This window comes from Pseudomonas sp. 22085 (genome assembly GCF_052045815.1).
GTDB classification, from domain to species: domain Bacteria; phylum Pseudomonadota; class Gammaproteobacteria; order Pseudomonadales; family Pseudomonadaceae; genus Aquipseudomonas; species Aquipseudomonas glycinae.
This window is the reverse complement of the sequence record NZ_JBQEQA010000012.1, coordinates 172,259-191,329: the sequence shown is the minus strand read 5'-3', so window position 1 is coordinate 191,329 and position 19,071 is coordinate 172,259. Positions and strand designations below refer to the sequence as shown.

At 57.9% G+C, this 19,071-nt stretch carries 19 protein-coding genes and 3 pseudogenes; 9 read left to right on the top strand and 13 right to left on the bottom strand.

Annotation, left to right across the window (positions count from 1 at the left end; translation table 11 throughout):
* Positions 1-416: 416 nt before the first annotated feature.
* Entirely contained in the window at positions 417-1,727 is a 1,311-nt protein-coding gene (locus ACTJK7_RS16875; RefSeq protein WP_323162391.1) for an MFS transporter, read from the top strand.
* A gap of 60 nt (positions 1,728-1,787) precedes the next feature.
* Here the strand turns inward: ACTJK7_RS16875 and ACTJK7_RS16870 are convergent, their stop codons facing one another.
* From ACTJK7_RS16870 to ACTJK7_RS16855, 4 genes are all read right to left on the bottom strand, one after another.
* Complete coding sequence (locus ACTJK7_RS16870) at positions 1,788-3,776, bottom strand: peptidase U32 family protein (protein ID WP_440780507.1); 1,989 nt, start codon at positions 3,774-3,776, stop codon at positions 1,788-1,790.
* 278 nt (positions 3,777-4,054) lie between these two features.
* Positions 4,055-4,435, bottom strand: a complete 381-nt coding sequence (locus ACTJK7_RS16865; protein WP_007955413.1) for a RidA family protein — start codon at positions 4,433-4,435, stop codon at positions 4,055-4,057.
* Between the two features lie 101 nt (positions 4,436-4,536).
* Positions 4,537-5,268, bottom strand: coding sequence for a DUF72 domain-containing protein (locus ACTJK7_RS16860; protein ID WP_108561542.1), 732 nt, complete (start codon positions 5,266-5,268; stop codon positions 4,537-4,539).
* A complete protein-coding gene (locus tag ACTJK7_RS16855) occupies positions 5,265-5,396 on the bottom strand; it encodes a hypothetical protein (protein WP_371915545.1) in 132 nt (43 codons plus the stop codon). The genes ACTJK7_RS16860 and ACTJK7_RS16855 overlap by 4 nt, the downstream gene beginning before the upstream one ends.
* Before the next feature lie 452 nt (positions 5,397-5,848).
* Between ACTJK7_RS16855 and ACTJK7_RS16850 the strand changes: the two genes are divergently transcribed.
* The gene (locus ACTJK7_RS16850) at positions 5,849-6,232 is read left to right on the top strand and encodes a DUF6124 family protein (protein ID WP_323151918.1); all 384 of its coding nucleotides are present in this window, start codon (positions 5,849-5,851) and stop codon (positions 6,230-6,232) included.
* Between the two features lie 117 nt (positions 6,233-6,349).
* Here ACTJK7_RS16850 and ACTJK7_RS16845 read toward each other — a convergent pair whose 3' ends face one another.
* Both ACTJK7_RS16845 and ACTJK7_RS16840 read right to left on the bottom strand, forming a co-directional pair.
* Positions 6,350-6,598: a hypothetical protein gene (locus ACTJK7_RS16845; protein ID WP_108561537.1), complete on the bottom strand. Its 249-nt coding sequence runs from the start codon at positions 6,596-6,598 to the stop codon at positions 6,350-6,352.
* Positions 6,599-6,721: 123 nt separating this feature from the next.
* Complete coding sequence (locus ACTJK7_RS16840) at positions 6,722-6,940, bottom strand: hypothetical protein (protein WP_419791765.1); 219 nt, start codon at positions 6,938-6,940, stop codon at positions 6,722-6,724.
* Between the two features lie 211 nt (positions 6,941-7,151).
* Here ACTJK7_RS16840 and ACTJK7_RS16835 point away from each other — a divergent pair.
* Positions 7,152-7,348 (top strand): annotated as a pseudogene (locus tag ACTJK7_RS16835) (transposase); the annotation flags it as partial.
* A gap of 1,431 nt (positions 7,349-8,779) precedes the next feature.
* On the opposite strand, the gene ACTJK7_RS16830 reads toward ACTJK7_RS16835, so the two are convergent.
* Complete coding sequence (locus ACTJK7_RS16830; protein ID WP_139831622.1) at positions 8,780-9,016, bottom strand: hypothetical protein; 237 nt, start codon at positions 9,014-9,016, stop codon at positions 8,780-8,782.
* Between the two features lie 198 nt (positions 9,017-9,214).
* Between ACTJK7_RS16830 and ACTJK7_RS16825 the strand changes: the two are divergent.
* Positions 9,215-9,799 (top strand): annotated as a pseudogene (locus ACTJK7_RS16825) (transposase); the annotation flags it as partial.
* Between the two features lie 50 nt (positions 9,800-9,849).
* On the opposite strand, the gene ACTJK7_RS16820 reads toward ACTJK7_RS16825, so the two are convergent.
* A complete protein-coding gene (locus ACTJK7_RS16820; protein ID WP_085655359.1) occupies positions 9,850-10,080 on the bottom strand; it encodes a hypothetical protein in 231 nt (76 codons plus the stop codon).
* Positions 10,081-10,285: 205 nt separating this feature from the next.
* Between ACTJK7_RS16820 and ACTJK7_RS16815 the strand changes: the two are divergent.
* Positions 10,286-10,864, top strand: a pseudogene (locus ACTJK7_RS16815) (transposase); the annotation flags it as partial.
* 50 nt (positions 10,865-10,914) lie between these two features.
* Here the strand turns inward: ACTJK7_RS16815 and ACTJK7_RS16810 are convergent.
* Positions 10,915-11,145, bottom strand: coding sequence for a hypothetical protein (locus ACTJK7_RS16810; protein ID WP_139831624.1), 231 nt, complete (start codon positions 11,143-11,145; stop codon positions 10,915-10,917).
* A 403-nt stretch (positions 11,146-11,548) separates the two neighbouring features.
* Here ACTJK7_RS16810 and ACTJK7_RS16805 point away from each other — a divergent pair, with 403 nt between their 5' ends.
* The 4 genes from ACTJK7_RS16805 to ACTJK7_RS16790 all read left to right on the top strand — a co-directional run bounded on the left by ACTJK7_RS16805 (position 11,549) and on the right by ACTJK7_RS16790 (position 14,808).
* On the top strand, positions 11,549-13,225 hold the full coding sequence (locus ACTJK7_RS16805; protein ID WP_064381928.1) for an MFS transporter: 1,677 nt from the start codon (positions 11,549-11,551) through the stop codon (positions 13,223-13,225).
* A 272-nt stretch (positions 13,226-13,497) separates the two neighbouring features.
* Positions 13,498-13,782, top strand: a complete 285-nt coding sequence (locus tag ACTJK7_RS16800; RefSeq protein ID WP_108561528.1) for a FecR/PupR family sigma factor regulator — start codon at positions 13,498-13,500, stop codon at positions 13,780-13,782.
* A 111-nt stretch (positions 13,783-13,893) separates the two neighbouring features.
* Positions 13,894-14,388 (top strand): PaaI family thioesterase, encoded by a 495-nt coding sequence (locus ACTJK7_RS16795; protein WP_108561526.1) that lies wholly within the window; start codon positions 13,894-13,896, stop codon positions 14,386-14,388.
* A gap of 24 nt (positions 14,389-14,412) precedes the next feature.
* On the top strand, positions 14,413-14,808 hold the full coding sequence (locus ACTJK7_RS16790; protein ID WP_064381931.1) for a RidA family protein: 396 nt from the start codon (positions 14,413-14,415) through the stop codon (positions 14,806-14,808).
* Between the two features lie 3 nt (positions 14,809-14,811).
* Here the strand turns inward: ACTJK7_RS16790 and ACTJK7_RS16785 are convergent, their stop codons facing one another.
* From ACTJK7_RS16785 to ACTJK7_RS16770, 4 genes are read right to left on the bottom strand one after another with little or no spacing between them, the layout of a single operon-like run.
* A complete protein-coding gene (locus tag ACTJK7_RS16785; RefSeq protein WP_108561524.1) occupies positions 14,812-15,930 on the bottom strand; it encodes an agmatine deiminase family protein in 1,119 nt (372 codons plus the stop codon).
* Positions 15,931-15,977: 47 nt separating this feature from the next.
* Positions 15,978-17,081 (bottom strand): extracellular solute-binding protein, encoded by a 1,104-nt coding sequence (locus tag ACTJK7_RS16780; protein ID WP_108561521.1) that lies wholly within the window; start codon positions 17,079-17,081, stop codon positions 15,978-15,980.
* 1 nt (position 17,082) lies between these two features.
* Entirely contained in the window at positions 17,083-17,991 is a 909-nt protein-coding gene (aguB, locus tag ACTJK7_RS16775) for an N-carbamoylputrescine amidase (RefSeq protein WP_108561519.1), read from the bottom strand.
* Positions 17,992-17,994: 3 nt separating this feature from the next.
* Complete coding sequence (locus ACTJK7_RS16770; RefSeq protein ID WP_108561517.1) at positions 17,995-19,047, bottom strand: agmatine deiminase family protein; 1,053 nt, start codon at positions 19,045-19,047, stop codon at positions 17,995-17,997.
* Positions 19,048-19,071: the final 24 nt, after the last annotated feature.

Here is a 19,071-nt window from a genome sequence, read left to right as displayed (position 1 = left end):
TTCCCACGCCGTTGACCTTGATCGTTCCCACGCTCCGCGTGGGAATGCCTCCATGGACGCTCTGCGTCCGCCGTTGGAAGGGACGCGGAGCGTCCCGGGCTGCATTCCCACGCAGAGCGTGGGAACGATCAGCGTGATCAGTGCTGAAACGGGCGAGCCTGCGTCCCAACGTCGCAGGCCCCGCACCTTGGCAAACGCCACACAAGGCTTAAAATCGCGCCTCCTCTTGCAGTCGCCCGACCGGCGCCTGCCCGCAGCCATGACAACCCTCAGGTTTGAACAGCCGGCCACTTTCACGAAGTGCGCCAGGCTCAATCGTCCTGCCCGTTCGGCGGTCGTTTGTCTTCAACACACTTCGGCTTGGCACTCGCATGCGCAGAGGCGCACGTTCCGCTGTTCGATCACTTGAGGTTTTTATGACACCGCGTTTGCTGGCCATGGCGCTGGCGCCCCTGCTCGGGCTGTTCATTGTTGCGCTGGGCAACGGCTTTCTGTCTTCCTTGACCACCCTGCGCCTGGGCGCCGCCGGCGAATCGGCGACGATGATCGGCATCGTATCCTCGGCCTATTTCATCGGCCTGACGCTGGGCGCGATCTTCAACGACCGGCTGATCCTGCGCATCGGCCACATCCGCGCCTACAGCAGCTTCGCCTCGCTGATCGCCGCGACCATCCTGTTGCAAGGGCTGTTTTATGACACCTGGGGCTGGGTCGTCCTGCGCCTGATCAACGGCTGGGCCACGGTCGGCGTGTTTCTGGTGATCGAGAGCTGGCTGCTGCTGGCCGGTGACGCGAAAATTCGCGGCCGTCTGCTGGCGCTGTACATGATCGTCCTCTACGGCGCCGGGGTGCTGGGTCAGGCGTTTTTGGGGAAAATCACCGGGCTGGGTGACACCGCGCCGTTCATGGTTGCCGGCATGCTCGCGACGCTGTCGGTGCTGCCGATCGTGATCCTGCCGCGGGTTTCGCCGCTGCTGGAACAGGTCGAACCGCTCAAGCCACGAGCGCTGCTGGGCGTATCGCCTACCGGTTTGGTCGGCTGCTTCGGCTCCGGCGTGACCATCGCGGCGATCTACACCCTGTTGCCGCTGTACCTGCAACGCATCGGCCTGAACGTCGGCGAAGTCGGCAGCATGATGGCCTGGACGATCCTCGGCGCGATGCTGCTGCAATACCCGGTCGGGCGCTGGTCCGACCGCAAGGATCGCCTGCAAGTGCTGACCGTGCTCTGCGCCGCGTGCACCGTGCTGTCGCTGGTGATCGTACTGGTGCCGCTGTCCTCGACCCTGCTCGCGGTGATGCTGTTCCTGTTGGGTGGCGGCGTGTTCGCGCTGTACCCGGTTGCGGTCAGCCATGCGGCCGACCGTGCGCCGGTCGAAACGTTGGTGCCGATGATTCAGGGCATGCTGCTGATCAATTCGCTGGGCTCGGCGATGAGCCCGCTGCTGATCTCCCCGGCGATGAACGCCCATGGCGAAACCGGCTTGTTCTGGGCCTTCGCGCTGGTCAACCTGGCCATGGTGACGTTCTTCTTCTGGCGTCGCGGCAAACGTCCGGTGCCGGCCAACCCGGCCCCGTTTGCGGCGGCAGCGACGTTCTCGCCAACCGGCGCCGAACTGCGGGTGACCGAAGATCTGCGTCAGGCAGCACAGGAACATCCGCCAATGGTCGATGCGTTGAGTGGCGAAGCGGCGCCGCCAACGGGATCGCGCTTCGAAGCCAGTTGAGTTTCTGGCGGGCATAAAAAAACCGGTGACTTTCGTCACCGGTTTTTTATTGCCTCTGAATCAGTGCGGCGCGCGCGGGATCGTTTTCATCAGATCCTCAGGGCTGATATGCCCCACCACACTGCCCGGCTGCGGCAGATTCAGGATGTGGCCCTTCATCTTGCCGATCACGTGCATCTCGCACGGTTTGCAGTCGAACTTCAGGGTCAGCACTTCGTCGCCATGAATCAGCTGCATCGGCGCGACTTTGGTTTTCACGCCGGTCACGCCTTTGGCCTGTTTCGGGCACAGGTTGAAGGAGAACCGCAGGCAGTGCTTGGTGATCATCACCGGCACTTCGCCCGCCTCTTCATGGGCTTCGTACGCCGCGTCGATCAGCTTCACGCCGTGACGGTGGTAGAAGTCGCGAGCCTTCTGGTTGTAGACGTTGGCCAGGAACGACAGGTGCGCTTCCGGGTACACCGGCGGTGGCGTGGTCTCGGCCTTGCGCGAACCGCGCGGGTGGGCGGCAACGCGGGCGGCAGTCAGCGCCTCGATCACTTCACGGCGCAACGACTTGAGCTGCGAATTCGGGATGAAGAACGCTTGCGGCGCATCGAGTTTGATCGAGGTCGCGTGGTACTCGGTGGTGCCGAGTTGGCCAAGCAGGTCGTGCAAGGTCTCCAGCGCCTGCTCCGGTTTGTTGGCGACGCCGAACGGGCCTTCCAGCGCGACGCTGGCGCTGATGCCCTCTTCACTGGTCACGGTCAGTTCCAGACGCTCTTCACGCAACTTCGCCAACCAGCTCACGCCGATACGACGCTCGGCGGAGGTCTTGAGCAAGGCCTGCTGCCAGTTGTGGTCGAGGTTGCGGTTCAGCGGGTGGTTCGGGCGCAGCTTGTACAGGCCTTCCGGCATCTCGTTCGGCTCGACGCGGTAGCGGTAGCGCTTCTCGCCCTCTTCCTCGAACTCGCCCTTGGCTTCGGCGATGTTGGCGCGGAACCCCACCACTTCGCGCTTGACCAGCACGTTGAGGCCGTCGCCGTTGGACAGCGGCTCGTGGGTGATCACTTGCATGTCATGCTTGCCGACTTTCTCGACCACGCCCACCGCCAGACCGGTGAAGGTCGGCGAATCGAACGCGCCGATGTCGATCTTGCGCTCGCTGACGAAGTAGTCGGTGCTGCCACGGTGGAAGGTCTTTTCCGGGTCCGGCATGAAGAAATGCGCGGTGCGGCCGCTGGAAGCGCGGGCCAGGTCCGGACGGTCGTTGAGCACGTCGTCGAGGCGCTGGCGGTAATAGGCGGTGATGTTCTTCACATAGCCCATGTCCTTGTAGCGACCTTCGATCTTGAACGAACGCACACCGGCCTCGACCAGCGCGCGGATGTTGGCGCTCTGGTTGTTGTCCTTCATCGACAGCAGGTGTTTTTCGTAGGCGATCACGCCACCCTTTTCGTCTTTCAGGGTGTACGGCAGACGGCAGGCCTGGGAGCAGTCGCCACGGTTGGCACTGCGCCCGGTCTGCGCGTGGGAAATATTGCATTGACCGGAAAACGCCACGCACAACGCGCCGTGAATGAAGAACTCGATGGCGGCATCGGTTTCATCGGCGATCGCGCGGATTTCCTTGAGGTTCAGTTCACGGGCCAGTACCAGTTGCGAGAAACCGGCCTGATCGAGGAACTTCGCCCGCTCAAGGGTGCGGATGTCGGTCTGGGTGCTGGCGTGCAGCTCGATGGGTGGAATGTCCAGCTCCATCACGCCCAGGTCCTGGACGATCAGCGCATCGACGCCGGCGTCATACAACTGATGGATCAGCTTGCGCGCCGGCTCCAGTTCGTTGTCGTGCAGGATGGTGTTGATGGTGGTGAAGATGCGCGCGTGATAGCGACGGGCAAATTCCACCAGTTCGGCGATTTCGCTCACCTCGTTGCACGCGTTGTGGCGCGCGCCGAAGCTCGGGCCGCCGATGTACACCGCGTCGGCGCCATGCAGGATGGCCTCGCGGGCGATGGCCACGTCACGGGCGGGGCTGAGCAGTTCCAGGTGATGTTTGGGCAAGGACATATGTTTTTTTAGTCAGGCTGTCACGGTTGAGGCGCGCATTGTAGCCGCGAAACGCGTGGGCGGCACGCCTGTGCTGCCGGGTGGCTGTTTTCAACCCGTCACGATCAGATCGTTCCCACGCGGACCGTCACCGATCGTTCCCAAGCCCGGCGTCACAGATCGTTCCCACGCTCTGCGTGGGAATGCAGCCCGGGACGCTCCGCGTCCCTTCCAGAGCTGGAACGCGGAGCGTCCCTTGAGGCATTCCCACGCGGAGCGTGGGAACGATCATTACGGGGTCAGGCCTTGGCAGCCATCGCAGTCACTTCCACCTTCATCCCCTCAACGGCCAGCGCCGCCACGCCAACCGCCGCACGCACCGGCCATGGCTTGGCGAAGTAGCGCTTGTACACTTCGTTGAACGCAGCGCGATCAGCCATGTCGGTCAAATAAATGGTCAGGTGCAGCACGCGGTCCATCGAGCTGCCGGCCTTTTCCAGCGCCACTTTCAACGCCTGCAACGTGCATTCGCTTTGCGCGGTGACGTCGCCCAGTTCCAGGCTGCCGTCGGCACGGGTCGGAATCTGGGTCGACATCAGGATGCCGTTGAATTCGGTCACGTCCGAAGAGATCGAGTCTGCATCCGGGTCCGGGGTGTAGGTGATGTCTTGGTTGGCCATGGGAAAGTCCTTCGCTGGCAGTGAGGACGGCGCCATCGCGCGCCGTTTCGGGCGGCCAGTTTACAGACCCGGTCGCCGGTGGGAAGTCCCGACGCGGTGTGTCAGCCCTGCGCCAGTATCCGCCGCAGTTCCAGCGCATTGCCGAGTGCCGCGCCGCTGGCGGTGTTGTCGAAAATGCACCAGGTATCGACGCCGTCGACAGCCGCCACCTGCAAATCGCCGGCGAGCGTTTCCAGATACGCCGAATCATAGGGGCTGTGATAAATCCGTGGCGAACCGTGCAGCCGCCAGTAGCGCACGCCCGGCCAGCCGCACGGAGCCGTGTCGGTGCTGATGCGCGAGGGATCGACCACCGCTGGTGCGATGCGATACGCCATCAACAACAGTTCGGCGGCGGCCCAGGATGCGTGGCGCGGCTCCAACACCACGGCCCCGGAATAACGCTGGCGCAAGCCGATGAAAAAGGCCTCTGCAAGCGCTTCGTCAAACGTCAGCGACGGCGGCAACTGCAGCAGCAGGCAACCCAGATGATCACCCAGCCCCGAACACTGCTTGAGAAAGGCATCGAGCTCAGATTCGCAGTCCCGCAGGCGTCGCTCATGGCTGATCAACTTGGGCACTTTCACGCAAAAACGAAACCCGTCCGGCACCGACTCGGCCCAACGGGCGTAGGTTTGGCGTTGGTGCGGACGGTAGAAGGAACTGTTGATTTCCACGCCATTGAGCAGCGCGGCATAGCGTTGCAGGTGGGTGCCCTGCTCCGGGAAGTCCGGCCAGTATTCGCGGGGCAGGCTCCAGCCGGCGCAACCGATGAAGATCGACGACGCAATCAAAACAGTACCCTGCCCGTTTGGATTGGTTTACCCATCAGGAAACTGGCGAGCAGCCATTTGAACAGGGCTGATTCGTTCAGCGGATGCAGGTCGATGTGCAAGTCTTGGGCGTTGATGGTTTTGGTCATGCAGCTTTTGAGCGAGCGTCGGCGTGATGAGTGCGGGGCTGGCGACGAATGGCTTTGGGGCGTAAAGCGTCAGGCTTCTCCTCCTTGGTAGAGGATCGATAAACAGGTTTGGATCGTGCCGTTTAAAGACATGTCGGAATGCGTCCGGATGCCTACAAATCCTTGCGCCAGAGCCTACCGCTACGCCAGAATCCGCCGGCTTGTGCGCCTTGGGGTCGGCCGGTAACTTGGATCGGGTCACTGATTCGCAGTGATCGGGTTTAGCAGCCCGTGGTCAACCTAAGGTCGTACGCGCACTATCAATCAGGCTCTATGCCTGCATTTGATGGCGGCTGTACGCAGGGCGCTTCGGCGCGCCGGCTTCCTTAGGTTCCCCGGTCTGCTAACCTGCGTCCAGCTGCCACCCTTCTTTTAGCAGAGAAGCGGTTTCAGCATCATTTCGGAACCTGAAAATGATCAAACCTTCTCCAAATCCCCCGGTTACCGCACCGGCCAGCATCACCGACCCAACTTCCCCCTACGAATGCCCTGACTCCAAGAGATTCAACGAAGCCGCCAACCGCGCCCTCGACTACCACCTCGGCCCGATCTCAGCCCACATGATGGCCGCGCCCTACTACCCCAACCGTCTCTACCAGACCAACCCGGCCAGCAACAACGAATCCCTGCTCGCCGACGCCTGCGAAACCCTGGGCTCGGCCAACGTGATGCTCAACAACCTCGTCGACGCCCTCCAAGGCCCCCACCGCAAAACCGCGCAGGGCATCGCGCAGATCGTGATGCTGGCGGAACTGGCAGTGAACAAGGTGCTGGATAACATTGTGCCGACGGAATAAGTCGCACCAGCAAGTTATCTTTGCTGCCAATCAAGATCAAAAGGGGACGATAAAATAAATCGATCCCCTTTTGATTATTTTGATTTTTATTATTTTTCAATTTTACTCTGTCGCTTATTACGCCATCAAACTTTTATAATTGATTGTGGGCGCCAACTCCTCCAACTCCTCAAACTCCTCCAACTCCACCATCCTCATTCTATTAGTTTGCGGAGCTACCACAGACGCAATAGCGCTCTTTCCATCCGGGGCTAACTGCATACCAACAACCGTAACCCCATATTTTTCCGCAATCCGCTCACACAAGACTGATTGATTGAATCCCAACGCCAAGTCAAATATGGTGATTTTTTTGGTGTTTTCCATGTTCTTCTCCACATCAGCAACAAAGGGAACAGCAACAAAGGGGACAGATTTATTTGCCAACCCCACCTTTACTCTGCTTTTTATTTGATTAAAGTAACCTTCACCCCTTCATTTTTAATTCAACTAATTTTGATTCAATTGTGCAAAAGTAGTAGCGGCAGCAGGGTCAGATGAATCATCTGGGGGGACGTAGACAGCCTGTAATGACGTAATACTTCCATTACGACTAACAGGTCCCACCTCTAACACCCGCACATTATATTTGCGTTGAATTGCAGCCTTGACACTCTCAGGCGTCGCCCCCTCAGGTAACTCCGTGACCAAAAGCTTTTTAGTAGCCATTACCGCACCTCCTTGAATTCTATTAAACAACGGGGACAGATTTATTTTCCAACCCCACCTACCAAAAGTATCAACACAAACACCCGCAGCCGCACCTGACAAAAATGACAGTTTTTAATACTTATTCAGAACCACAGAAATTCTAAAAAATCATAAGAAGCAAACAACTCATATTCATTTAGTGACTCCCTCCCCCCCAGGCGGATACATTGACCTGTTCGAGCTCAAGGAAGCATTGGGCATAAAAGTTTTTGCCTACTGCTTGATGACCAATCATGTCCACCTGCCTGTCGCCCCCGGAGAAGCGCCGTGCACTCTGGACAACTCATGCAAGCCATCACCGCGCGGATGAATCGGTATCGCAACAAGGTTGAGGGGCGGACAGGCACGCCATGGGAAAGTCGCTTCATAAGGACCTTTGCGTCCTGGATCCAGGACCTGCCGATGCCATACGGCGTGAACGCTACAAGTCGTCGAGATACCCCTCCCTCAAATGAATTACAACTCACAAGCGCTGCGCTTCAGCGGGTCCAACTGACTGGAAACCTGAAATTCGTCGACGAAATCGAAAAAATCACCGGAAGACGTATTCTTTTCAGAGAACAAGGACGACCAGAGAAAATAACTTAACGTCAAAAGGGGACGATTAAATAAACCCGCCCCCCATTTGATAAAAAGCGTTTTAGTAGCCATAGCCACTTACTAAACCCACCCTCAAAACAATAAAACACGATAAATCAAATCGATTCAACCAACCCTCCCTTTAGATTTATAGCTGTTATAGGCCTCCAGCGAAACGTGCTCCACCATCCATCCATTATTCTCGACACTCCACGTTGCCCGGACAACGTAACGTAGCATTCCATCCCTGTAATACTCCTTAAGTTCATTTAGCTGATCTTTGCTATATCCGTACTGCCAAGTTTTATCGGTGGGACCATATGGACTTGACACTTCCTCTTCAACTCGTAAAAACATGACTTTTCTCCTTAACGACAAACAAGGGCAAACAGAGGGGACAAAAACAAGGTGGACAGATCTATTTTCTGCGCATCCACAATCAAAGTATCAGCAGAGACAGCCACAACCACACCTGACAGAAATAACAGTTTTTAATACTGATTCAGAACAACCAAAATTCTGAAAAACCATAAGAAGTCGCAGAGACAGACTTATTTAATTCATTCCCTCAGCTCAGGCGGATACATTCTCTGACACATCCTGCTTGTCTATACGTCGCCACCTTCTAAGCTTCATCCATCTTGCTGCTCGCCCCCCCAGGGGAATCAACGTCCAGCCTTGGACAGCTCATGAAAGCCCTCGCCGGGCGGATGACCCGGTATCGCAACAAGGTTGAGGGGAGGACCGGGACGCTGTGGGAACGTCGCTACCAATCCAGCGTCGTTCAATCCGACACCTATCTATTGGCTTGCGGTCGCTACATCTAGCTAAACCCAGAGCGAGCCCGCATGGTGGCGCTAGCAGAAGATTATCGTTGGTCATGTTTTGCTCTGCGTCTATGCGATTTTTCTGAATCCACATGGCTGGAAAAAGCTCCCTGCTTTATGGAGCCAGGGCTTACGGATGCCAAACGGCGTGAACGCTATAAATCGTTTGTTGAGATGGCGACACCCACCAATGAATTGCAACTCAGAAGGGGAGCACGTCGGCGGGGCCAACTGACTGGAAACCTGAGATTCGTCGACGAAATTGAGAACATCACCGGGAGACGCATTCAATTCAGAGACCGAGGACGACCAGAGAAAAGTGCTTGACATCAAAAGGGGACAAATAAATAAATTTGCCCCCTTTTGATTGTCCCCTTTTGATTTCTTTTTTTCAGCGTGGTGGTGGTACCGCCCAGTGAATATCGCTTTCAAAAAGAGATGATTCATGCATAATTTGCTCTCGAGCTAGCTTCGGCTGCGAAACCACACATTCAACTTTCGCACTAGCTCCATCATTACTTCTTTCAATACTAATGACAGAGCGCACTGCGTAGTTCTCCCGTAATTCCTTCTCAATGTCAGCATCGGTTATTTTTTCCGACAAACCCGAAATCTTTACAGTCGCCATGAGCAACCTCCTTGAAACAAACAATGGAAACAGACTTATGTTCTCTTCCTTCACCTGACAAAGTATCTGCACAAACAGCCGCCATCGCACCTGACAGAAATGACAGTTTTTAATACTGATTCAGAACCACAGAAATTCTAAAAAATCATAAGAAGCAAACAACTCATATTCATTTAGTGCCCCCCAGGTGAATACATTGACCTGTTCGAGCTCGAGGAAGCATTGGGCATAAAAGTTATTGCCTACCGCTTGATGACCAACCACGTCCACTTGCTGCTCGCCCCCCCAGGGGAATCAACATCCAGCCTTGGACTGCTCATGAAGGCCCTCGCCGGGCGGATGACGCGGTATCGCAACAAGGTTGAGGGGAGGACCGGGACGCTGTGGGAACGTCGCTACCAATCCAGCGTCGTTCAATCCGACACCTATCTATTGGCTTGCGGTCGCTACATCGAACTAAACCTAGTGCGAGCCCGTGTGGTGGCGCGAGCAGAAGATTATCGTTGGTCAAGTTTTGCTCCGCGCCTGTGCGATTTTTCTGAATCCACATGGCTGGACAAAGATCCCTGCTTTATGGAGCCAAGGCCTACGGATGCCAAACGGCGTGAACGCTATAAATCGTTTGTTGAGATGGCGACACCCACCAATGAATTGCAACTCATAAGAGGAGCACGTCGGCGGGGCCAACTGACTGGAAACCTGAAATTCGTCGACGAAATTGAGAACATCACCGGGAGACGCATTCAATTCAGAGACCGAGGACGACCAGAGAAAAGTGTTTGACATCAAAAGGGGACGACTAAATAAATTTGTCCCCTTTTGATTGGTTTGGTTCAGCGCGCGATACTCCTCCATGAAAATTCGCCTTGAAAAAAATATGCGCTATCCATAAGTTTCTCTTGAGCTAGCTTCGGCCGCAGAACCTCATACTCAAATACCGCGCGAGTTCGATCGCTACTCCTTTCAAATTTAGAAATGAGCACTGGCTGGTGCATCCGTAATTGTTTCTGAATTTCAGCATCATTCATCCCTTCCGGCAAATCAATAATTTTTGCAGTCGCCATGAGCAATCTCCTTGAAATAAACAATTGAAACAGATTTACGTTCTTTTCCTTCACCTGACAAAGTATCTGGACAAACAGCCGCCATCGCACCTGACAGAAATGACAGTTTTTAATACTGATTCAGAACCACAGAAATTCTAAAAAAACATAAGAAGCAAACAACTCATATTCATTTAGTGACTCCCTCCTCCCAGGTGAATACATTGACCTGTTCGAGCTCAAGGAAGCATTGGGCATAAAAGTTTTTGCCTACTGATTGATGACCAACCACGTCCACTTGCTGCTCGCCCAGGGGAGTCAACATCCAGCCTTGAACAGCTTATGAAAGCCCTCGCTGGGCGGATGACGCGGTATCGCAACAAGGTTGAGGGGAGGACCGGGACGCTGTGGGAACGTCGCTACCAATCCAGCGTCGTTCAATCCGACACCTATCTATTGGCTTGCGGTCGCTACATCGAGCTAAACCCAGTGCGAGCCCGCATGGTGGCGCGAGCAGGATTATCCTTGGTCAAGCTTTGCTCTGCGTCTATGCGATTTTTCTGAATCCACATGGCTGGACAAAGATCCCTGCTTTATGGAGCCAGGGCCTACGGATGCCAAACGCCGTGAACGCTATAAATCGTTTGTTGAGATGGCGACACCCACCAATGAATTGCAATTCATAAGAGGAGCACGTCAGCGGGGCCAACTGACTGGAAACCTGAGATTCGTCGACGAAATTGAGAACGTCACCGCGAGACGCATTCAATTCAGAGACCGAGGACGACCAGAGAAAAGTGTTTGACATCAAAAGGGGACGACTAAATAAATTTGTCCCCTTTTGATTTGTTTGGTTCAGCGCGCGAGATACTCCCATAGAAGATTTTTTCGAGAAGACACTTCAACCATCAGTTTCTCTTGAGTTTGCTTCGGCTGTGGAAGCACACATACAACTTTCGCACGAGTTCCATCACCACTTCTCTCAATACTAGCAACAGAGTGTATTCCGCACTTCTCCCGTAACTTATCCCCAATTTCAGTATCAGTTACGTTTGCCAACAAACCCAAAATCGTTACAGTATTCATGAGTAACATCCTTAAAAACAAACAATGGAAACAGATTTACGTTCTTTTCCTTTACCTGACAAAGTATCTGCACAAACAGCCGCCATCGCACCTGACAGAAATGACAGTTTTTAATACTGATTCAGAACAACCAGAATTCTGAATAACTATAAGAAATCACCAGCGCAAGCCCCTTTAAATCATTCCCCCAGAACCAGCCAATCCCGCTCCATCGGTACCGCCCCCCCCAACTGGATATCCCCCCAATCCCAATTATGCTCAATGAAACCCCGCCCTCCCGCGCGGGGCGGTGATTCTGTGCACGCTCCACGAAACACCTGATCCGGCATCCGCCACAGGCCTCGGGTACGCGACGTTGATGAAGTGCTCCGGCCTATAACAACAAGCACGACGGAGAACACCCATGGCAGTACTCGACAGCATGTCTACAGGCAGTGCCCCGCACCACAGCGTCAGCCGAGAGGAACGCAAGGTCATCTTTGCGTCGTCCCTCGGCACGGTGTTCGAGTGGTACGACTTTTATCTCTACGGCTCCCTGGCGGCGATCATCGCCAAGCACTTCTTTGCCGGGGTGAACGAGACCACGGCGTTCATCTTCGCCCTGCTCGCCTTTGCCGCCGGTTTTGCGGTGCGGCCGTTCGGGGCGATTGTGTTCGGGCGGCTGGGTGACATGATCGGGCGCAAGCACACGTTTCTGATCACTATCGTGATCATGGGTGTGTCGACGGCGATTGTCGGGCTCCTGCCTGGTTACGCGACCATCGGGGTTGCGGCGCCGATCATTCTGATTACCCTGCGCCTGCTGCAAGGCCTGGCGCTGGGCGGCGAGTACGGCGGTGCGGCGACGTATGTGGCCGAGCATGCGCCGAAGGGCAAACGCGGTTATTTCACGTCATGGATTCAGACCACCGCGACCCTGGGTCTGTTTATGTCGTTGCTGGTGATCCTCGCCTGCCGTACCGCGCTGGGCACCGAAGCGTTCGAGGCCTGGGGCTGGCGGATTCCGTTCCTGCTGTCGATCCTGCTGCTGGCGGTCTCGGTGTACATCCGGTTGCAGCTGAACGAGTCGCCGGTGTTCAAGAAAATGAAGGAAGAAGGCAAGTCGTCGAAAGCCCCGCTGACCGAGTCGTTCGCCCGTTGGGACAACCTGAAAATCGTGATCATGGCCCTGCTCGGCGGCACCGCAGGCCAAGCGGTGGTCTGGTACACCGGGCAGTTCTACGCGCTGTTTTTCCTGCTGCAAACCCTGAAGATCGACCCGCAGACCGCCAATCTTTTGATCGCCGGTTCGCTGCTGATCGGCACGCCGTTCTTCGTGATTTTCGGCAGCCTGTCCGACCGCATCGGGCGCAAGGGCATCATCATGGCCGGGTGCATTCTGGCGGCGGTGACCTACTTCCCGATCTTCCACGCGCTGACCCAGTACGGTAACCCCGACGTGTTCGTCGCCCAAGAGAAGAACCCGGTCAAAGTGATCGCCAACCCCGACCAGTGCTCGTTCCAGTTCGATCCGGTGGGCAAGGCCAAATTCACCAGCTCGTGCGATCTGGCGAAAACCATCCTGGCGAAACGGGCGATCCCGTACGAAAACGTGGTGGCGGAACCGGGCACCGTGGCCCAGGTGCGTATCGGCGACAAAGTCATCGAAAGCTTCGAAGGTACGACCCTGCCGGCCGCCGACTTCAAGACCCGTAACGACGCCTTCACCGCCAGCCTCGGCGCCGCGCTGAAAGAAGCCGGTTACCCGGAAAAAGCCGACCCGGCCAAGACCAATTACCCGATGGTGCTGCTCCTGCTGACCGTTCTGGTGATCTACGTGACCATGGTCTACGGTCCGATTGCCGCGTGGCTGGTCGAGCTGTTCCCGGCGCGCATCCGCTACACCTCGATGTCGCTGCCGTATCACATCGGCAACGGCTGGTTCGGCGGGTTCCTGCCGACGGTGGCGTTTGCGATGGTCGCGGCCACCGGGGATATCTACTACGGCTTGTGGTACCCGATCGTGATTGCGGTGATGACGGCGATTCTGGGGATCTTCTTCATGCCGGAGACCAAGGATCGGGACATTCATCACACCTGACCCAACTCCGTTCGATGCTGTGCATGGCGTTCACGCACAGCATCGAACGGAGTCACATCGGCGTCATTCTCCCCTGGTAACGTCCGCGCGCTCCTATGCCCGACCACCAAGGTTACCCTCCCGGTGTACTCAAGCCCGACGCGCCAGACTCTCATCCTGCGCGGCGGGCGCGCGTTCTGTCCGTCAGACAAGCTAAATCCCCGCCGACATTTGACGTTTTTTTTGCAAGAGTCAGGGTAAAGTGCCCTCACCGGCCAACCTGGAAGCAGTCAATGAACCTCCATACCCCTCAAGACGCCGATGACGAAATCCTCAATCAAGCGGCGCACTGGTGCCTGCGTCTGCAAGATGAAACCTGCACGCCTGACGAGCGTCAGGCGTTTCAGCAATGGATTCAGAGCAGCCCGCGCCACGCCTTCGAATACGCGAAGATGCTTGAGGTCTGGGAATTGAGCGATCAATTGCCCGACGAGCACGACAAATCGAAAAAACGCAAAGCCACCAGCCTGCCGTGCAGTTTTGAAGAGTTTCAACGCAACTTGACGCAGCGGGGCTAACATCGCGCCGGCCGACGCAAACGGCATCACCACTCATCCTTGGCAACGCATAGTCCTTGTTCGGGGTTAGAATCCGCGCGGTTCAGCTAACAGTTTAAGGATGACTCCGGCATGGCCACCCCCGACACCTCCCTGCAAGACACCGCCGCCCCCGAGGGCGTTTGTTTTGGCTGTGGCAGCAGCAACCCGCACGGTTTGCACATCAAGAGTTTCTGGCACGCAGACGGCGTGCACGTCATGGCCGAGCATGTGCCCGAAGCCAAATACTGCGGCTGGCCGGAGCTGGTCTACGGCGGCCTGATCGCGATGCTGGTGGACTGCCATTCCAACTGGACCGCGATGGCTTATCACTACCGGGCCGAGCAACGCGAACCCGAAAGCCTGCCACGTATCAACTGCGTCACCGGCAACCTCAGCATCAAGTTCATCAAGCCAACGCCGATGGGCGTGCCGCTGACACTGAAGGCCAGAGTCGACGGTGAAGTCGGGCGCAAGACCCGGGTGATCTGCGAGGTGTACGCCGGTGATGTGCTGACGGCGGTGGGTGATTCGGTGTTCGTGCGGGTGGATACCGAGCAGTTGGCGGCGGCCGCGCACGGTCGCTGAAATCCGTGATTGAAGGAAAACACGATGCCCGATCGCAAAATCATCATCCCCGACTCCATGAAAACCATCGTCGAACGCGCCGGCTACGCCCCGGCGGTTCTGGTCGGCGATACGCTTTATTGCGCTGGTCAGGTGGGCCGCACCGCTGATTTGCAAGTCATCGAAGACCCCGAGCAGCAATTCATCCGCGCCTGGGAAAACCTCGAAGAGGTGCTACAGGCCGGTGGCTGCACGTTCAACGATGTGGTGGAGATGACCACCTATCACGTCGACATGAGCCAACACATGCCGGTGTTTCGCGAAGTGAAAAACCGCGTATTCCCCAAAGGCTTCTGCGCCTGGACCTGCATCGGCGTCAGCGAACTGGCCCATCCGGGGCTGCTGGTGGAAATCAAATGCGTGGCGGTGCGCAGACGCTGAGCCTTACGCCGGCTGGTGACTGGTCACGCAGTGAATCCCACCACCGCCGGCGGCGATGGCGTCGATGTTGATCTGCACCACGTCGCGGTTCGGGTAGAGTTTTTTCAGCAGGTCGAAGGCCTTTTTGTCGGCGTCCTTGTCGCCAAACTCCGGGGCGATCACCGCGCCGTTGATCACGAAGTAGTTGATGTAACCGGCCGCGAAGTCGTCGTTGTCCTTGTTGAATTTGGTCTTGCGCGGCTTCAGCGGTGGCGAAACGGTGTGGATCTGCAACGGACGACCGTCGGCGTCGGTGGCTTTCTTCAGGATTTCCAGGTGCGCCAGGGTGACCTTGTTGTCGTAGGAGCGCGGGTCGGTGTCGAGGTTGGCGATCACCACACCGGGCGTGACGAAGCGTGCATAGAAATCGACGTGCGCGTCGGTGATGTCCTTGCCCTTGATGCCCGGCAGCCAGATGATCTTGCGCAGACCGAGGCGTGCTTTCAGTTCCGCCTCGACGTCAGCCTTGCTCCAGCCGGGGTTGCGGTTTTCGTTGACCCAGCAGCTTTCGGTCATGATCGCGGTGCCGTGGCCGTCGACTTCGATGCCGCCGCCCTCGCCCACCAGTTCGCTGCGCTGGTAGGTCGCCTGCGCATCGGCCGCCACGCGCTTGGCGATCTTCGCGTCTTTCGAATGCTGTTGCTTGTTGCCCCAGCCGCTGAAGTTGAAGTCCACCGCGCCCAGGCCGTTTTTTTCATCGATGACGAAGTTGGCGCTGATGTCACGCATCCAGATGTCGTCAAGGTTGGCGATCTGGTAGGTGATGTTGGACGTGCCGCAAATCTCTTCGGCCAGGCTGCGTTCGCTGCTGCGGCAGTAGATGGTGAGCGGTTCGTAGCGGGCGATGGCGCGGGCGATCCGGCCCAGCGCTTCCTGGACGTCTTCGGTGAAGTCTTCCCATATCGCATCCTGCGCGCCGAAGGCCATGTAGGCGCGTTCGTGTTTGTCGCCCTCGTCGGGCATGAACCAGCGACCTTCGCTGGCCGCCAGCAAACGCGCCGGTGACAGGCCAAGGCCCATGACGGCAGCGCCTGCGCCGGCGGCGACGGAAACCTGTTTGATGAACTCGCGACGAGTCGGCATGTGTACGTTCCTGATGGGTAAGGGGCCACCAAGGCAGCCCGGAAAAATCACTGTGCAGTGGCGGTCTTGAACTTGGTCCAGGTGCGCATGCGGGCGCGCATGTCGGCCTGGGGAATATCCTTGCCCGGTATCAGACGAGCATAGGTCGCTTCGTCGAGGTAGATGTCCGGGTTGTTGCGCATCGCCTCATCCACGTTCGGCCGGGCCTTGGCGTTGGAGGTCGGGTAACCGGTGAAATTGCTGATCGCAGCCATGTTCTCCGGGCGCATCACGAAGTTGATGAATTCGTAGGCGTATTCCGGGTGCTTGGCATCGACCGGAATGGCCATGGTGTCCATCCACACCGTGCTGCCTTCACGGGGTACGCGGTACTGGAAGCGGGTCTGTTTGCCGGCGCTGTCCGAAGTGCGCTGGGCCTGGGTCATGTCGCCGCTGTAGCCGAGGGACAGACACAGGTTGCCGTTGACCAGATCGGTCACCGGTTGCGACTGGAACTTGCGGATATACGGCCGCAGTTTCATCAGCAAGTCACTGGCCGCCGCCAGATCCGCAGGCTTGGCGCTGCGCGGGTCGCGGCCCAGATAGTTGAGCACCACGGCCAGCACTTCGTCCGGCGAGTCGATCATCGAAATCCCGCAGTCGGCGAATTTGGCCGCCAGTTCCGGTTTGAACAGCATGTCGAGGCTGTTGACCGGCGCGTCGGCCATACGCTGCTTGATCTGCTCGGCGTTATAGGTCAAGCCGATGGTGCCCCAGGTGTACGGCACGGTGGCCTTGTTCGAATGCTCGTAATGGCTGCGCAGTTTTTGCAGGCCGGGCTCGATGTCGCTCATCGCGCTGATCTTCGAAGGATCCAGCGGCAACAGGCTGCCGGCGCGCATCAGCCGTTCGGCCACGGTGTCGCCGGGGAAGATCAGGTCGTAGCCGCTGCCACCGGAAAGCATCTTGGCTTCCAGGGTTTCGCTGCCGTCCATCACGTCGTAGATCACCTTGATCCCGGTTTCGGCGGTGAATTTGCTCAGTGTGTCTTCAGCGAAATAGTCAGCCCAGTTGTAAAGCCGTAAGGTCTTGTCTTCGGCGTGCACGGCCGGCATCAGGCCGGCCAGCGCCAGGCCCAGAGCGCCCAGCAACCACTTGTGTGAAGTAGGCATATCAGACTCCTTGAGGATTCCAGCGGGCGTTAAGGTGACGGCCGTCCTGGCTCAGCAATGCGCCGTACATTTCCGGACGACGGTCGCGGTAGATGCCCCAGCTCAGGCGATCTTCACGCATGGCTGCCAGATCCAGGCTTTGCACCAGCACACCCGTGCTGGCGCGGTCGGCTTCGGCGAGCATTTTTCCCTTGTGGTTGCAGATGAACGACGAGCCGTAGAAATTCATTTGCAGCGTCGCATCGGTACCGGCCACTTCGCGGCCAACGCGGTTGGAGGCGATCACCGGCAGCAGATTGGCAGCCGCGTGGCCACGCATGGTCATCTGCCAGTGGTCGCGCGAATCCAGATCCGCGCAGCCCGGTTCCGAGCCGATGGCGGTCGGAAACAGCAGCACTTCAGCGCCCATCAACGCCAGGCAGCGGGCGGTTTCCGGGAACCACTGATCCCAGCAGATGCCCACGCCGAGGCGGCCGAACGCGGTGTCCCAGACCTTGAAACCGGTGTCGCCGGGGCTGAAATATTCCTTCTCCTGATAGCCGATGGCGTTGGGGATGTGGGTCTTGCGGTACACGCCCAACAGGCGCCCGTCGGCATCGGCCACGCTCAGCGAGTTGAAGTAGGCGTTGCCGGCCTTCTCATACCAGCTCAGCGGCAACACCACGCCCAGTTCACGGGCCAGTGCGGCGAAGCGCGACAGCACCTGACTGTCGCGGTACTCCTCGGCCAGCGCCATGTGCTGATGGCTCTGCTCGATGCAGAAATACGGCGTGGCGAACAGCTCCTGCAACAGGATCACTTGTGCGCCCTGTGCGGCCGCTTCACGCACCAACTGCTCGGCGCGGTCGAGGTTGCTTTTCAGGTCCCAGGTGCACGGCATCTGGGTAGTGGCGACTTTCAGCAGTGTCATCAATCAACCCTCCACCGGCCAGGCGGGCTGCTGTTGGGTGATGCAGTGCACACCGCCGCCGCCATGGGCCAGATGATTGATCTGCACCGGCACCACTTCACGCCCCGGGAACGCCTTGGCCAGGGTTTCTGCCGCCACATGGTCGGCCTCGATGCCGTACGCCGGCATGATGATCGCGCCATTGGCGATGTAAAAGTTGGTGTACGAGGCGCAGAACACTTCGGCTTCGGTGTCCACCGCATCGGTGGCTTCGTACAACTCGATCAACTCGAATGTACGGCCTTGGGCGTCGGTGGCCAGTTCCAGTGCGCGGCGGTTTTCCCGCACCACTTCGGCGTACACCGAGCTGCGATCATGAGTCGCGTCCACCAGCAACACACCGGGACGAGCGAAGGCGCAGACGCCATCGATGTGGCCGTCGGTCATGTCGCCGGTGACGTAATCCGGATCGCCCGGCAGCCAGATGGTTTTCTTCACGCCGAGCAGACGACCGAAGATCTCTTCCATCTCGGCCTTGCTCACGCCGGGGTTGCGGTTGGGGTTGAGCAGCACCGATTCGGTGGTGATCAACGTGCCCTCGCCGTCCACGTGGATCGCGCCGCCCTCGTTGCTCAACGCGGTGCCGAAGCACTCGCCGCCCAGGTGATTGAGCACACGACGGGCCAGGCTTTCGTCCAGATCATGGGCCGACTTGCCGCCCCAGGCGTTGAAGCGCCAGCTCACCCCGGCCAGACCTTGCGCCGGGTGGACCACGAAGCTTGGGCCGGAGTCGCGGCACCAGCTGTCGTTGACTGCCAGCGGGATCAGTTCGATGTTCGGCCCGCACAAGGCTTTGGCGCTGTCGATTGCCGACGGATCGACGACCATTTTCACCGGTTCGAACCGGGCGATGGCATTGGCGACGCGGGCGAAATCTTCCTGCACCAACGGCAACGTGACGCCCCAGCCCGACTCCCACAGGGACTGATTGTGGGGCCAGACCATCCAGGTCGCCGCGTGCGTCACCCACTCTGCCGGCATCATCCAACCGCTGTTGTTGTTTTTGTTCTGCTGCATGGTAAAAAGCCCTTTGAGTTAAGC

Coding starts and splice junctions, on each gene's coding strand:
- aguB (WP_108561519.1), bottom strand. CDS start 17,991: ATGACACTGCTGAAAGTCGCCACTACCCAGATGCCGTGCACCTGGGAC.
- ACTJK7_RS16830 (WP_139831622.1), bottom strand. CDS start 9,016: ATGGCGACTGTAAAGATTTCGGGTTTGTCGGAAAAAATAACCGATGCT.
- ACTJK7_RS16820 (WP_085655359.1), bottom strand. CDS start 10,080: ATGGCGACTGCAAAAATTATTGATTTGCCGGAAGGGATGAATGATGCT.
- ACTJK7_RS16870 (WP_440780507.1), bottom strand. CDS start 3,776: ATGTCCTTGCCCAAACATCACCTGGAACTGCTCAGCCCCGCCCGTGAC.
- ACTJK7_RS16780 (WP_108561521.1), bottom strand. CDS start 17,081: ATGCCTACTTCACACAAGTGGTTGCTGGGCGCTCTGGGCCTGGCGCTG.
- ACTJK7_RS16770 (WP_108561517.1), bottom strand. CDS start 19,047: ATGCAGCAGAACAAAAACAACAACAGCGGTTGGATGATGCCGGCAGAG.
- ACTJK7_RS16785 (WP_108561524.1), bottom strand. CDS start 15,930: ATGCCGACTCGTCGCGAGTTCATCAAACAGGTTTCCGTCGCCGCCGGC.
- ACTJK7_RS16855 (WP_371915545.1), bottom strand. CDS start 5,396: ATGACCAAAACCATCAACGCCCAAGACTTGCACATCGACCTGCATCCG.
- ACTJK7_RS16875 (WP_323162391.1), top strand. CDS start 417: ATGACACCGCGTTTGCTGGCCATGGCGCTGGCGCCCCTGCTCGGGCTG.
- ACTJK7_RS16840 (WP_419791765.1), bottom strand. CDS start 6,940: ATGGCTACTAAAAAGCTTTTGGTCACGGAGTTACCTGAGGGGGCGACG.
- ACTJK7_RS16865 (WP_007955413.1), bottom strand. CDS start 4,435: ATGGCCAACCAAGACATCACCTACACCCCGGACCCGGATGCAGACTCG.
- ACTJK7_RS16790 (WP_064381931.1), top strand. CDS start 14,413: ATGCCCGATCGCAAAATCATCATCCCCGACTCCATGAAAACCATCGTC.
- ACTJK7_RS16795 (WP_108561526.1), top strand. CDS start 13,894: ATGGCCACCCCCGACACCTCCCTGCAAGACACCGCCGCCCCCGAGGGC.
- ACTJK7_RS16800 (WP_108561528.1), top strand. CDS start 13,498: ATGAACCTCCATACCCCTCAAGACGCCGATGACGAAATCCTCAATCAA.
- ACTJK7_RS16845 (WP_108561537.1), bottom strand. CDS start 6,598: ATGGAAAACACCAAAAAAATCACCATATTTGACTTGGCGTTGGGATTC.
- ACTJK7_RS16850 (WP_323151918.1), top strand. CDS start 5,849: ATGATCAAACCTTCTCCAAATCCCCCGGTTACCGCACCGGCCAGCATC.
- ACTJK7_RS16805 (WP_064381928.1), top strand. CDS start 11,549: ATGGCAGTACTCGACAGCATGTCTACAGGCAGTGCCCCGCACCACAGC.
- ACTJK7_RS16810 (WP_139831624.1), bottom strand. CDS start 11,145: ATGAATACTGTAACGATTTTGGGTTTGTTGGCAAACGTAACTGATACT.